Source organism: Ruegeria sp. SATB045 (assembly GCF_059613525.1).
This window is the reverse complement of record NZ_JBXWSR010000037.1, coordinates 363,432-376,464: the sequence shown is the minus strand read 5'-3', so window position 1 is coordinate 376,464 and position 13,033 is coordinate 363,432. Positions and strand designations below refer to the sequence as shown.

Here is a 13,033-nt window from a genome sequence, read left to right as displayed (position 1 = left end):
CGGTCAGGCCCGAGCGCCGTTGATCTCATCCCATGCGCGGTTGATGTCGATCATCTTCTTCTCGGCCAGTCGGATCGCCTCTTCGGGGACGCCACGCGCCATCATCGCGTCGGGATGGGTTTCGCGCACCAATTGCCGCCAGACCTTTCGGATATCAAGTAATGGCATATCTCGCGGAACACCCAACACAATGTAGGGATCATTAGGCGCATCCGGGACAAACCGCGCGCGCAAGGCCAGAAATTGCGCCTCGGTCTGGCCAAAGATGCGGCTGACCTCTTCCAGAAACTCGTTTTCGTTGGGGTGGTAGAACCCATCGGCCATGGCGATGTGGAACAGCCCCTCCATCAGGTCGCAGAAGGTGGTGCTGTCATCGGCAAACATCCCCGCGATCTTGCGGGCATATTCCTGATACCCCGCAACGTCGGTTCGGGCCATGTCGAACACACGGGCGGCGTCTGCCTCATCTTCGCGCGCGATCTGAAAGACATCACGAAATGCGGTGACTTCATCGCGGGTTACTTGCCCATCGGCCTTGGCCATCTTGGCGCCCAGCGCGATCACTGCGATCGTAAAGGCCACCGACCGTTCAGGCGGCGTACGCAGCTTTTCGAAAACAGCAGTCAGGCTTTCGCCCTTGGCAAGCGCGCTTAGCGCATCGGATATGCGAGTCCAGATCGACATGAGCGCACCCTAGCCTTTGAAAACGCCGGTGTCAGGTGTGACTAGTGGCTTGGGGGCAAGAATTTTCTGCATTAGCACAAGATCCAGCCGTTTGCCCCATTTGTATCCTACCTCGGGCATCCGTCCGACATGTTGGAACCCAAGCGCTGCATGGAACGCCTCAGCCCCCGGATTGGCCGAAGAGATGCCGGCGACCAACACATGAACGCCCTCATGCCGCGCGACTTCTTCCAGTGCAGCCATCAGGGCCCTCCCCGCGCCTTTGCCGCGTGCTTGCTCTGATAACTGAACAGAATGCTCGCGGCATTGGGCATATCCGGGGCCGGATCGGAACGGGCCATAGGTGGCAAATCCCTGAACCAAAGCGGCGTCTTCAACCACCAGATAGGCGCGGTCCCGTTGTCGGATATCCTCTGCAATGCTGTCGGTGTTGCGTTCCGCCGTCTTAAAGGTGATCAGTGTGTCCCGAATGATAGTATTCGCAATGTCCGCGATTGCCTTGGCATCCGCCACCTGAGCCTGACGAATTTTCATTCCAACATGCGCGGTCCATGCGGTGTCTCAAACTCCGCCCGCAATGCCGCAGCACCGCTGTCGAAAACCACGCCCTCCATCTGGCCCAACAGTTTCGCAAGCTCCAGACCTTCCGGATGCGAGACCACCAAGCGGCGCAATCGGCAACCGCTTTGCGTTAACATCCGCGCCGGGTGCAGATCGCCATGCCATTGAATAAGAGCCGGAAACAGGTTGTCGAAAGGCAAACGACCACTCGGTGGGACCGCCATCTGCCACCGCAACGCACCTCGGGCCAAGTCGATTGGATGTCCAACACCATCGGGGAACACATCCAGCGCCGCGTCAATATTCGGCACCTGGCAAATCCAATTGGTCAAACGCGGAGGGCCCTCGAACCGATCCAGATCGAACCAGCGTGTTCGCTCGGGATTGGGTGCGGCCGGGTCGATTGCAATGGCTTCGAGATAAAATCCATCGGCCAACCCTAGTAGACGATTATGTGTTCCGAAGGCTTCGTGTTTGCCACCCTCTTGCAGGGTCACACCCAGCGCGTCTTCGATATGGGCTGCAGCCTCCTCAACGGTTTCGCCTGAGACGGCCAGATGATCCAGTAACATGAGTGCCTCCAACGTAGTGCGACCAGACCTTTTGGGTCTGGTCGCATGTTTCCGTCAAAGCGCCGGGATCACAAGATTTTTCGTCGAAAAATCTTTAGCCTTACCCTTTGGCTTCTCGGATCAGGCGCAAGATGTCTTGTGCAGCCTCGGGAATGTTCGTGCCCGGTCCAAAGATCGCCTTGACGCCGTGATCATAGAGGAACTGATAATCCTGCTGCGGGATCACACCGCCGCAAATGACGATAATATCTTCAGCTCCGGCCTTTTTCAGTTCTTCGACCAGTTGCGGGGCCAGCGTTTTGTGTCCCGCGGCCTGAGACGAAATCCCGACCACATGAACGTCATTGTCGACCGCATCCTGCGCCGCCTCAGCAGGTGTCTGGAACAGTGGGCCAACATCCACGTCAAAGCCGATATCGGCAAAGGCGGTCGCGATCACCTTGGCACCCCGGTCATGCCCGTCCTGACCCATCTTGACCACCAACAGGCGCGGGCGGCGGCCCTCTGCCTCGGCGAATTCGTCGATGGATTTCTGGATCGCGGCAAAGCCTTCGTCGCCCTCATAGGCGGCACCATAGACACCGGCCAGTGTTTTCACCTCGGCGCGGTGGCGGCCGAACTCTTTCTCCATTGCCATGCTGATCTCTCCTACGGATGCGCGGGCGCGGGCGGCTTCGACCGCAGCAGCCAGCAGGTTTCCGCCCTCCTGGGCGGCTTTGGTCAGGGCGTCCAGCGCGTCTTTACATGCCGCCTCATCACGGGTGGCGCGGATACGTTCCAAGCGCGCGACCTGCGCCTCGCGCACGGCGACGTTGTCGACGTCCAGAATGTCGATCGGGTCTTCCTGTTCCTTGCGGTATTTGTTGACGCCTACGATAACCTCTTCGCCCCGGTCGATCATCGCTTGACGGCGCGCGGCGCTTTCCTCGATTCGCAGCTTGGGCATGCCCGAGGCAACAGCCTTGGTCATCCCGCCCATCTCTTCGACCTCTTCCATCAGGGCCCAGGCTTTTTCGACCAGCTCATTGGTCAGGCTTTCGATGTAATATGAGCCCGCCAGAGGATCGACCACATCGGTTACACCGGTCTCTTCCTGCAGCACCAACTGTGTGTTGCGGGCGATGCGGGCTGAGAAATCAGTGGGCAACGCGATTGCCTCGTCCAGCGCGTTGGTGTGCAAGCTTTGCGTGCCTCCCAGAACCGCGCTCATCGCCTCATAGGCCGTGCGGATCACGTTGTTGTATGGGTCTTGTTCCTGCAGCGAAACGCCAGAGGTCTGACAGTGAGTGCGCAACATCTTGGACCGCTCTGATTTCGCCCCGAAATCGGTCATCACGCGGTGCCACAGGGTGCGGGCGGCGCGCAGTTTTGCGATCTCCATGAAGAAGTTCATACCAATCGCAAAGAAGAACGACAGACGTCCCGCGAACTTGTCCACGTCCATCCCGGCCTGCGTCGCAGCGCGCACGTACTCGCGCCCGTCCGCCAGCGTATAGGCCAGCTCCTGCACCAGGTTCGCGCCGGCCTCTTGCATATGGTAGCCCGAGATCGAGATCGAGTTGAACTTGGGCATCTCATTCGACGTATAATCGATGATGTCCGAAATGATCTTCATCGACGGCTCGGGCGGGTAAATATAGGTATTCCGCACCATGAACTCTTTCAGAATGTCATTCTGAATGGTGCCGGACAGGACGGATTTGTCATGTCCCTGCTCTTCGCCTGCCACGATGAAACTCGCCAAAATTGGGACCACAGCACCGTTCATGGTCATCGAGACCGAAACCTTGTCCAGTGGAATGCCATCGAATAGGATCTTCATGTCCTCGACAGAATCGATTGCTACACCCGCCTTACCCACATCGCCCACAACGCGCGGGTGGTCGCTGTCATAGCCGCGATGCGTGGCCAGATCGAAGGCTACCGACACGCCCTGCTGACCCGCGGCCAGATTGCGGCGGTAGAAGGCATTCGATTCCTCGGCGGTCGAAAAACCCGCATATTGACGGATCGTCCATGGGCGGCCTGCATACATCGTAGCCTTCACCCCGCGCGTGAACGGGCCGAACCCCGGCAGCGTACCCATGTGCGGCAGATCCGCCGTGTCTTCGGCTGTATAGAGCGGCTTGACGTCGATGCCTTCCAGCGTCTCTTTGGTCAGATCTTCCAGCGGACGCCCGCGCAGCTCTTTTTCGGCCAGCGCCTGCCAGTCTTTGGTATCGGTCATGGCGATTTCCTTTTCCTATTTCGGGTTGCGCGCGAAGAGGAACCCGCACGCAGTTATGTTTCGAAGTGCCCAGCCAATCCGGGCTGCGCGCGACAAATTGAGCGCGCATTGCATTTCACTGGTCGCATTCATCTGAACAGGGGCTATATTCGATGGAACAGGAGGCCCCATGACACGAACGCTTGCCCTTGTTTTCTCGGCACTAATCCCGCTGGCCGCGATGGCCGCCGATGGGTCTGCGCCGGATGAGGATGAATTTGTCCGACCCGCAGGTGACAGCGAGTTGAGCGAGTTTTTATGGGTCAACAGACCCATTGTCGTCTTTGCCGACACGCCCGCAGACCCCCGCTTCCAACAACAAATCGACATGCTGATCGAAGGCGAAGCCGCGATGCGTGACCGCGATGTGATTGTCATCACCGACACGGACCCGGCGGCCAAATCCCCGATACGGTCGCAATTGCGCCCGCGTGGTTTCCAGATGGTGTTCGTCGACAAGGACGGCGTGGTCAAACTGCGCAAACCGTCCCCGTGGAGCGTGCGTGAGATCGGTCGATCCATCGACAAGACCCCCCTCCGCGAACGCGAGATTCGCGAACGGCGCGAGGGCGGTTGATAGCCTTCGCCAAGCCCCAAGCCCCCGGCGCAGAACGCCGGGAGAGCTATGGGGTATGACAAAAGCGCCATCATGATCACTCGAACTCGATGATCACATCGTCCACGGCAAGACTGTCGCCGGGGCCTGCGTTGATCTTGGCGACCACACCTTTCTTCTCGGCGCGCAGTATGTTTTCCATCTTCATCGCCTCGACAGTGCATAGCGCCTGACCTTCCTGCACCTCTTGGCCCAGTTCAACGTCGATCTTCACGATCAGGCCGGGCATCGGGCAGAGCAGCATTTTCGAGGTATCGGGTGGCAGTTTCTCGGGCATCAGTTTGGCCAGCTCCGCCTGACGCGGACGGCGCACATGCACTTTCAGGTCTGCACCCCGGTTGCGGATACGGAACCCACCCGAGATTTTGCCAACCTTCATGACCAGCGCCTCTCCGTCGACATCCAAAACAGCCAGTTGGTCGCCCGGCGTCCAATCCGAGGCAACCCGCAGGCTTGTGCCATCCGAGAAGGCCACCGTCGCGCCCTCTTTATCCGCTTCGATCTTGACGTCGAACTCCTGACCCTGCAGCGCAACATTCCAATGCGCGCCGACCTTGCGCTCGTGGTTGTCCATACGGCCCGAGACGCGGGTGCGACGAATTTCAGCGACACGGTACATCGCCGCGCAAGACACAGCGATACGGCGCAGGTCTTCTTCTGGCAGGGTGACGCCTTCAAAACCGTCGGGATACTCTTCGGCGATGAAAGCGGTGGTCATGTCACCGCTGACAAATTTCGGGTGATCCATCACGGCGGACAGGAACGGCAGGTTGTGACCGATACCTTCGACCTCAAAGCTGTCCAGCGCCACGCGCATCGCCTCGATCGCGGCTTCCCGGGTCGGCGCCCAGGTGCAGAGCTTGGCGATCATCGGGTCATAGTACATACTGATCTCGCCGCCCTCATAGACGCCGGTATCGTTACGCACTGCGGCCTCGCCTTCGGGCGCGTCACCCTGCCATTTGCCATTCACCAACATCGGACCAGCCGCCGTTTCCATCGGCGGGCGATAGCGGGTTAAACGGCCAATCGAGGGCAGGAAGTTGCGATACGGGTCTTCGGCATACAGACGGTTTTCAATCGCCCAGCCAGTCAGGGTGACGTCATCTTGGGTGATGGTCAGTTTCTCACCTGCGGCAACGCGGATCATCTGTTCCACCAGATCGACACCGGTGATCAGCTCGGTCACAGGGTGTTCCACCTGCAGGCGGGTGTTCATTTCCAGGAAATAGAAGTTCTTATCCCCATCCACGATGAACTCGACCGTCCCGGCGCTGGCATAGTTTACAGCTTTGGCCAGCGCGACAGCCTGTTCACCCATTGCCTTGCGTGTCTCGGGGTCGAGGAAGGGCGACGGGGCCTCTTCCACAACCTTCTGGTTCCGACGCTGGATCGAGCATTCACGCTCGCCCAGATAAATACCGTTGCCGTGGCTGTCGCAGAGAACCTGAATTTCGATATGGCGGGGTTGTGTCACGAATTTCTCGATGAAGATCCGGTCATCGCCAAAGGAATTCGCGGCCTCGTTCTTGGACGACTGGAAACCCTCGCGCGCCTCGTCGTCATTCCACGCGATCCGCATGCCTTTGCCGCCGCCACCGGCGCTGGCCTTGATCATGACCGGGTAGCCGATCTCGTTCGAAATCTTCACTGCCTCTTCCGCGTCTTCGATCAGCCCCATGTAACCGGGCACGGTCGACACGCCTGCGTCCTGCGCAATTTTCTTCGAGGTGATCTTGTCGCCCATGCTTTCGATCGCGCCGACCGGGGGACCGACAAAAGCCACGCCTTCGGCCTCAAGCGCTTCGGCGAACTTGGAGTTTTCCGACAGGAAGCCGTAACCGGGATGTACCGCCTGAGCGCCGCTTTGACGGATCGCGTCCATGACCTTGTCAATCACGATATAGGACTGGTTCGCAGGGGGCGGGCCGATATGAACGGCCTCATCGGCCATTGATACGTGCAGCGCGTTGCGGTCCGCGTCCGAATAAATGGCAACGGTGCCGATACCCATCTTGCGCGCAGTCTTGATGACCCGGCAGGCGATTTCGCCCCGGTTGGCAATCAGTATCTTGTTGAACATGGAACGTCCTTTGTCTTGGTGTTCGAAAAACGTAACACGCCGCCGCGAGGACTTAACCCCACGACGGCGTGATCAGCGATGACGGTCGGGGCCGAGTAAGCCCCGATGACTTCGTTAGCTACAGTTGTTTTGCGTCTTGCAATACAGCACGTTGCCGGCCGCGCCGACCACGGCCCCAAAGAGCGGGTCCGATTGCAGCACCGCCGCGCCGACCGCGCCGGCGCCACCGCCCAAGATCGCCTGTTCGCCCGTGGTGTCGCCACAGGCTGCAAGCCCGGCGCAGGTCGCCAATGCAATCGCAAGTTTCGAGAGTCGCATGATTTCTGCCTCATCTGTTGATTTGAATCAGTCGAAGCCAGATGCGCGGTTCGTGTACCGCTATTCAATAACAGACAGGTATTAGGCCAAATATGCGCAGCTTTATGCCGTCGATCCCCCTCCGTGTGCGCAAAGAAAAACGCGGGCAGGGATTTGTGAAACTCACAAGCCTGCCCGCGGAAGGAAGGGGTACGGAATAGTAGGTGCATGTGCGGCGCAGGCAAAGTAGAGCCGCACGGCTTGGACACCATGCACGGTGTGGTTGCACCTGCAAACTGTGATTCACGAGTTGCAATTTTTCCGGCTGGAATCTGCCCATTCAAGGAAAAGCCGCGCAATTTTGCGCCGACGCTGTTTCGCGCATATTCACGGGGACTCACGTGAATGTTCGTCACAATCCCGTTACAAACGTTGACCCGAAAAACAAGCTTTGCACTTGCAGCATCACGTTTTGCGCACGCGATAGCGACGAAAAAAAACACTGCACTCATAAGGTTAACCGATCTGTTCACCTTGCTGTGATCCAGGTCTGCTTTTCCCACAAATTTTCTTGAGATTTTTGCGTTTGATTGTCCCAATCTCGTGATTTCCCTGAAAATCGTCGGCGTGGAACGTTGCGCGTGCACACTCGCACACAAGGAAACATCCAAATGATTACAAAGAGAAAAACGGCATCTCTGCTCGCTGCCACTGCGCTTAGTGTGACTGGCACGCTTGCTTATGCCCAGGATGCGAATACGCAGGCCGAACTGGAGAAACTTCGCCTCCGGATCGAAGCCTTGGAATCTCAGGGACCGAACGCGACACCCGGTGAGTTTAGGATCGGGAATACGACACTGGACGTCTATGGCTATGTCAAAGCCGACTTCTTCTACGATTTCGACTTTGACCAAGGCGATACAGCGTTCGTCAACGTAATTGGTGAACCTTCTGCTGAGACCAGCGGTACCTTTGGCGCAACCGTCCGTCAGTCGCGGATCGGCTTGCTCACCAGTACGCCTAGCGCCATTGGCGATATCGGCGGTCAGTTGGAGCTTGACCTGTTTGCAGGCGGCGGCGCTGCTGAACTGCGTTTGCGTCACGCCAATATCCGTATCGGCGACCAGTGGTTGATCGGCCAGTTCTGGACCAACTTCCAGCCTTTGGACACGTATCCGACCTCGGTTGAATTCAACGGTCCCGTTGGTATCGCCTTCGCCCGTGTTCCGCAGATCCGTTACACTAACGCATTCTCTGAAAATGCCGAATTTGCACTCTCCATCGAGGAAAACGTCGGTAGCTCCAACTCGGATGATCCGGTTTTCACCGCGTCGGCCGAATACAATGATGGCACTTACGTCGCCCGAATTGCCGGTCTTTACGGTCGAGCCCAGGACGACGCCGGCATCAATGAAGTCGACCAATGGGGTGTGACCCTGTCCGGATCGGCGCGGCTTTGGCAGGGTGGCCTGTTCCAGGTCAACTACGTGACCGGTCAGGCGCTTGGACCGTGGCTGATCGGCTTGGGTGATGCGGTGGTCAATGGCGAAGCCAACGATGTTGACGGCTTCACCGTCGAACTGCGTCAGGACATCGGTCCGAAATGGAACGTCGGTATCGCCTACGGTTACGAGGACTATGACTTGGCAACCTCGACTGGTGACCTGGCCTTTACCGAGCTTGAGACGATCCACGTAAACGCCTTCTATCAGGCGACCGAGACTCTGACACTGAGCGCCGAATACATCTATGGTGAGCGGAACGACGTGAACTCGGGCGATGACTTTGACGGCAGCCGCGTTCAAGTTGCGGCGCAGTTGAACTTCTGATCGCATATCACGACCCTGCCCCCATCGGGGCAGGGTTTTCCACGGAGCATTGCCCGCGTGAGGATATACGGCCTGATAGGTCACAATCAGCGCAGTCCGTCGAAAATATCCGGAAACGACAGCCTTGCAGCGTCAGGATCGATCACCAGCAATGCGTCATAGCTGGCCGGATCAAAAGGATCCTCGGCTGGAATGACTTCACGCTCAAACAACCAGCTAAGACGACCGGCATCCAGATTACCCCTCTCAAAAGGCTGGTCGCCGAAATGTTGCCAGAGCGCCTCCATAAAGCCCGCATCCGCCCGGCGGTCGGCCGGTTTGCGATCACGGAACCGTTCTCGTCTGGTTAGCGGCGTCACGCCCTTGGGATTGGCCCGGCGGATTGTGAATTGGAAATCTGTTCCGGCCAAACGACCGGGAAATCCGCGGTGCTTCAGCATGTTGCTCCTCCGCTGACGTAAATGTCCCCAAAAACATCGAAATCGCATCCTGTGATGGATGAGTTCATCTTGCGCACCTCCAAAGCCGCATTGCTGGTCAGAAACGCTCTGACGATCTGAAAACCGGGTCTCATGATCAGAGCCCCTCCCAGATACACTGCGCCTGCTCCAATCGGTAGGCTTCGAAATACTGCGTGGCGTCAGGTGCGGCTTGTCCAAATTCCGTTGGCCTATCAGACAGCGAGATCACTACGCGTGCCGGTTCCAAATCGTATTCAGCAACATAAGCGACGGCCAGCGTATGGCACAGGTGCTCCATATCGACCGAGGCGACGTCATAGCCGATACGACCTACGTCGGAACCGATCTTCGGAGCGACAAAGCGGAAACGGACCCATAGTTCGCCGGGGTTGTTGTCCAACAGAACATCGCTCAGATGCACGGGCTGACCCGAAGGGACAGCCAAATTGGTTTCCGCAACTACAGGGGATGACAGGGTCAGAAAACCTAGACAAAAGGCGCGACCCCGGACCCACCAAAGGTGAGCTCCTCTCTCCGGGATCGCGCGCGCATGGCTTTTGGCCCGCGCTTTTCTATATCTGGTAAGAGCACTCATTTATCAGCTTTGCCCTCAATGTCAAACTCAAGTCCCCGTCAGGTCTTCGTTACCTTGGACTGCAAAAGACAATCGGGGTCGAGTTGACTAGAAACCGACCCCGCCCAAGCACTTACAACGGGATGTTGTCGTGCTTTTTCCAGGGGTTTTTCAGCTTTTTGTTGCGCAGGCTTGCGAAAGCGCGCGAAACGCGACGCCGCGTCGATTGTGGCATGATCACCTCGTCGATGAAGCCACGTTCCGCAGCAACGAATGGATTGGCGAAACGGTCTTCGTAATCCTGTGTGTGCTGCGCGATTTTCTCGGCATCGCCCAGATCGGCGCGGTGGATGATTTCGGTCGCGCCCTTGGCGCCCATCACCGCGATCTCGGCTGTCGGCCACGCATAGTTGAAATCGCCGCGCAGGTGCTTCGACGCCATAACGTCATAAGCCCCGCCATAGGCTTTGCGGGTAATCACGGTGACTTTAGGGACGGTCGCCTCACCATAGGCAAACAGCAGCTTTGCACCGTGTTTGATGACACCGCCATATTCCTGCGACGTACCTGGCAAAAAGCCTGGAACATCCACCAGGGTCAGGATCGGAATTTCAAAGCAGTCACAGAACCGCACGAAACGGGCCGCCTTGCGCGAGCTGTCGATGTCCAAGCACCCGGCCAGAACCATCGGCTGGTTGGCGACAACACCGACAGTCTGCCCTTCGAGGCGAATGAAACCGGTGATGATGTTTTTGGCGTAGTCTTCCTGAATCTCGTAGAAGTCGCCTTCATCCGCCACCTTAGTGATCAGTTCTTTCATGTCGTAAGGCGTGTTCGGATTGTCCGGGATCAAGGTATCCAACGAGGTTTCAATCCGGTCGGGTTCATCAAAGAACGGACGGACAGGGGGTTTCTCTTGGTTGTTGAGCGGCAGGAAATCGACCAGACGGCGTACTTCGGCCAGCGCTTCAACGTCATTTTCAAAGGCGCCATCCGCGACCGAGGATTTCTTGGTGTGGGTAGATGCGCCGCCCAGTTCTTCGGCCGTGACAACCTCATTGGTGACAGTTTTCACCACATCGGGACCGGTCACAAACATGTAAGAGGTGTCTTTGACCATAAAGATAAAGTCGGTCATCGCCGGGCTGTACACTGCGCCACCTGCACAGGGTCCCATGATCACGCTGATCTGCGGCACCACGCCCGAAGCCATGATGTTGCGCTGGAACACCTCGGCATAGCCTGCCAACGAGGCGACGCCTTCCTGAATCCGCGCGCCGCCCGAGTCGTTGATGCCGATCACTGGTGCGCCATTCTGGATCGCCATATCCATGATCTTGCAAATCTTCTGGGCATGCGTTTCCGAAAGAGACCCGCCAAATACGGTAAAATCCTGGCTGAACACATAAACCATCCGACCGTTGATCGTGCCCCAGCCGGTGACTACGCCATCGCCCGCAGGTTTCTGGCTTTCCATACCAAAATCGGTGCAGCGATGACTGACGAACATGTCAAACTCTTCAAAGCTGTCTTCATCCAACAGCAGTTCGATACGTTCCCGCGCAGTCAGCTTGCCGCGCGCATGCTGAGCGTCAATCCGTTTTTGACCACCACCCAAACGGGCATTGTTACGGCGGTCTTCAAGCTCGGTCAGGATGTCTTTCATGACAGTGATCCCCTAATGTAATCTGGCGGGACACTATACGTTATGCTTGCCAGCCCAAAGCAACTTTCGGCAAATTTGCAAACCTTTGGACATTTTTTGATTGCGTAATGCAAATCAGCAAATTTCAACGCTGAGATCACAATGCTAATGCCAATCCCAAAATCGCGGACTATACAATTGAACTATGCAGTTCAGGTCATCTTCCGCTCGACGCTCACCCCCATCTATTGCCACGCTTGTGCTATTGTCAGGGCTGTCGGCACTTAGTCTGAATCTCTATCTTCCCAGCCTGCCAAACATGGCTGTTTATTTCCAGACAGACTACAAGGTCATGCAGCTTTCGATCGCCCTGTATCTGATGGTCAGCGCGGTGCTGCAGATTCTTATCGGCCCGATCGCAGACAAGGCCGGCCGCAGGCCAGTTTTACTGTATGGCCTTGCCCTGTTCCTTGTGGTGACATTGGGCTGCATCTACGCGCCGAACGCCACGGTCTTTCTGGCGTTTCGGATGTCCCAGGCGATAATAGTCGTCGGCATGGTGCTTAGCCGGGCTGCCGTGCGGGATCTTTACGATCAGGATCAGGCTGCCTCGATGATTGGCTACGTGACTATGGGGATGGCGGTCGTCCCGATGATTGCCCCCGCGATCGGAGGGCTGCTGGAAGAATCCCTCGGATGGAAGGCTAATTTCTGGCTGCCTTTCGTTTTGGGCACATTGACGCTGATCCTTTGCTTCAAAGACTTCGGTGAAACCTCAGCCAAAAGCGGGAAGACCCTGCTGCAACAGTTTCGAGAGTATCCTGAACTGCTGACGTCCCCTCGCTTTTGGGGGTATTCGCTATCCTCTGCGTTGTCGTCAGGTGCCTTCTTCGCCTACCTCGGTGGAGCTCCATTTATCGGGACCGAGATATTCGGAATGTCAGCCGCAGAAGTTGGCGTATATTTTGGCGCGCCTGCGATTGGGTATTTTGCCGGTAATTTCCTAAGCGGTCGGTATTCCGTCCGATTTGGTGTCAACCGAATGGTCCTGCGGGGCTGCATCCTGAATGCCGCTGGCGTTTTTCTGTCGGCGCTTTTGTTCCTGTTTGGGCTAGGCACACCCCTTAGTTTCTTTGGGCTTATGACATTCGTCGGCCTTGGAAATGGCATGACGATCCCGAACGCCACTTCGGGCGCTCTGTCAGTGCGGCCACATCTGGCGGCAACGGCCGCGGGCCTGAGCGGCGCTATCATGCTGGCGGGTGGGGCTGGTCTCAGCGCACTGGCCGGGTCGCTGCTGACCCGCGAAACAGGGGCGATGCCCTTGCTGTGGCTGATGCTGATAACCGCCTTGCTGGCTGTCTTTGCAATTACATCTGTAATCCGGCGGGAGCGTCGCCTGGGACTCTAGCAATGCTTGCGCCCCGCGATTTGCAAAGTTAATT

13 protein-coding genes are annotated in these 13,033 nt (G+C 57.4%); 3 read left to right on the top strand and 10 right to left on the bottom strand.

The genetic code is table 11. The features are described 5' to 3' along the window. Positions 1 to 3 precede the first annotated feature (3 nt). The 4 genes from AC2FNR_RS21515 to scpA all read right to left on the bottom strand — a co-directional run bounded on the left by AC2FNR_RS21515 (position 4) and on the right by scpA (position 4,044). Complete coding sequence (locus AC2FNR_RS21515; protein WP_170352493.1) at positions 4 to 684, bottom strand: molecular chaperone DjiA; 681 nt, start codon at positions 682 to 684, stop codon at positions 4 to 6. 9 nt (positions 685 to 693) lie between these two features. After that, positions 694 to 1,218, bottom strand: coding sequence for a GNAT family N-acetyltransferase (locus AC2FNR_RS21510; RefSeq protein WP_496851361.1), 525 nt, complete (start codon positions 1,216 to 1,218; stop codon positions 694 to 696). After that, entirely contained in the window at positions 1,215 to 1,817 is a 603-nt protein-coding gene (locus tag AC2FNR_RS21505) for a VOC family protein (RefSeq protein WP_496851359.1), read from the bottom strand. Before AC2FNR_RS21505 ends, AC2FNR_RS21510 begins: the two co-directional genes overlap by 4 nt. A gap of 100 nt (positions 1,818 to 1,917) precedes the next feature. Further along, a complete protein-coding gene (gene scpA / locus AC2FNR_RS21500; RefSeq protein WP_480867682.1) occupies positions 1,918 to 4,044 on the bottom strand; it encodes a methylmalonyl-CoA mutase in 2,127 nt (708 codons plus the stop codon). A gap of 169 nt (positions 4,045 to 4,213) precedes the next feature. On the opposite strand from scpA, the gene AC2FNR_RS21495 reads away from it, so the two are divergent. After that, the gene (locus AC2FNR_RS21495) at positions 4,214 to 4,660 is read left to right on the top strand and encodes a DUF4174 domain-containing protein (protein ID WP_170352489.1); all 447 of its coding nucleotides are present in this window, start codon (positions 4,214 to 4,216) and stop codon (positions 4,658 to 4,660) included. Positions 4,661 to 4,736: 76 nt separating this feature from the next. Here AC2FNR_RS21495 and AC2FNR_RS21490 read toward each other — a convergent pair whose 3' ends face one another. Together AC2FNR_RS21490 and AC2FNR_RS21485 are read right to left on the bottom strand one after the other, a co-directional pair. Then, positions 4,737 to 6,782, bottom strand: a complete 2,046-nt coding sequence (locus AC2FNR_RS21490) for an acetyl-CoA carboxylase biotin carboxylase subunit (protein WP_496851356.1) — start codon at positions 6,780 to 6,782, stop codon at positions 4,737 to 4,739. Positions 6,783 to 6,896: 114 nt separating this feature from the next. Then, on the bottom strand, positions 6,897 to 7,100 hold the full coding sequence (locus tag AC2FNR_RS21485; RefSeq protein WP_480867685.1) for a hypothetical protein: 204 nt from the start codon (positions 7,098 to 7,100) through the stop codon (positions 6,897 to 6,899). A 650-nt stretch (positions 7,101 to 7,750) separates the two neighbouring features. On the opposite strand from AC2FNR_RS21485, the gene AC2FNR_RS21480 reads away from it, so the two are divergent. Continuing rightward, a complete protein-coding gene (locus AC2FNR_RS21480; RefSeq protein ID WP_480867687.1) occupies positions 7,751 to 8,908 on the top strand; it encodes a DcaP family trimeric outer membrane transporter in 1,158 nt (385 codons plus the stop codon). An 86-nt stretch (positions 8,909 to 8,994) separates the two neighbouring features. On the opposite strand, the gene AC2FNR_RS21475 is transcribed toward AC2FNR_RS21480, so the two are convergent. From AC2FNR_RS21475 to AC2FNR_RS21460, 4 genes are all read right to left on the bottom strand, one after another. After that, on the bottom strand, positions 8,995 to 9,348 hold the full coding sequence (locus tag AC2FNR_RS21475) for a hypothetical protein (RefSeq protein ID WP_480496880.1): 354 nt from the start codon (positions 9,346 to 9,348) through the stop codon (positions 8,995 to 8,997). Then, positions 9,342 to 9,482 carry a hypothetical protein gene (locus AC2FNR_RS21470; RefSeq protein WP_214648750.1) on the bottom strand — a complete coding sequence of 47 codons (141 nt, stop codon included), beginning with the start codon at positions 9,480 to 9,482 and terminating at the stop codon, positions 9,342 to 9,344. The genes AC2FNR_RS21475 and AC2FNR_RS21470 overlap by 7 nt, the downstream gene beginning before the upstream one ends. A gap of 2 nt (positions 9,483 to 9,484) precedes the next feature. Continuing rightward, on the bottom strand, positions 9,485 to 9,814 hold the full coding sequence (locus AC2FNR_RS21465) for a DUF6497 family protein (RefSeq protein WP_353393756.1): 330 nt from the start codon (positions 9,812 to 9,814) through the stop codon (positions 9,485 to 9,487). A gap of 262 nt (positions 9,815 to 10,076) precedes the next feature. Then, complete coding sequence (locus AC2FNR_RS21460) at positions 10,077 to 11,609, bottom strand: acyl-CoA carboxylase subunit beta (RefSeq protein WP_496851352.1); 1,533 nt, start codon at positions 11,607 to 11,609, stop codon at positions 10,077 to 10,079. Between the two features lie 184 nt (positions 11,610 to 11,793). On the opposite strand from AC2FNR_RS21460, the gene AC2FNR_RS21455 reads away from it, so the two are divergent. After that, the gene (locus AC2FNR_RS21455) at positions 11,794 to 12,999 is read left to right on the top strand and encodes a multidrug effflux MFS transporter (RefSeq protein WP_496851350.1); all 1,206 of its coding nucleotides are present in this window, start codon (positions 11,794 to 11,796) and stop codon (positions 12,997 to 12,999) included. Positions 13,000 to 13,033: the final 34 nt, after the last annotated feature.

Coding starts and splice junctions, on each gene's coding strand:
- AC2FNR_RS21515 (WP_170352493.1), bottom strand. CDS start 684: ATGTCGATCTGGACTCGCATATCCGATGCGCTAAGCGCGCTTGCCAAG.
- AC2FNR_RS21510 (WP_496851361.1), bottom strand. CDS start 1,218: ATGAAAATTCGTCAGGCTCAGGTGGCGGATGCCAAGGCAATCGCGGAC.
- AC2FNR_RS21505 (WP_496851359.1), bottom strand. CDS start 1,817: ATGTTACTGGATCATCTGGCCGTCTCAGGCGAAACCGTTGAGGAGGCT.
- scpA (WP_480867682.1), bottom strand. CDS start 4,044: ATGACCGATACCAAAGACTGGCAGGCGCTGGCCGAAAAAGAGCTGCGC.
- AC2FNR_RS21495 (WP_170352489.1), top strand. CDS start 4,214: ATGACACGAACGCTTGCCCTTGTTTTCTCGGCACTAATCCCGCTGGCC.
- AC2FNR_RS21490 (WP_496851356.1), bottom strand. CDS start 6,782: ATGTTCAACAAGATACTGATTGCCAACCGGGGCGAAATCGCCTGCCGG.
- AC2FNR_RS21485 (WP_480867685.1), bottom strand. CDS start 7,100: ATGCGACTCTCGAAACTTGCGATTGCATTGGCGACCTGCGCCGGGCTT.
- AC2FNR_RS21480 (WP_480867687.1), top strand. CDS start 7,751: ATGATTACAAAGAGAAAAACGGCATCTCTGCTCGCTGCCACTGCGCTT.
- AC2FNR_RS21475 (WP_480496880.1), bottom strand. CDS start 9,348: ATGCTGAAGCACCGCGGATTTCCCGGTCGTTTGGCCGGAACAGATTTC.
- AC2FNR_RS21470 (WP_214648750.1), bottom strand. CDS start 9,482: ATGAGACCCGGTTTTCAGATCGTCAGAGCGTTTCTGACCAGCAATGCG.
- AC2FNR_RS21460 (WP_496851352.1), bottom strand. CDS start 11,609: ATGAAAGACATCCTGACCGAGCTTGAAGACCGCCGTAACAATGCCCGT.
- AC2FNR_RS21455 (WP_496851350.1), top strand. CDS start 11,794: ATGCAGTTCAGGTCATCTTCCGCTCGACGCTCACCCCCATCTATTGCC.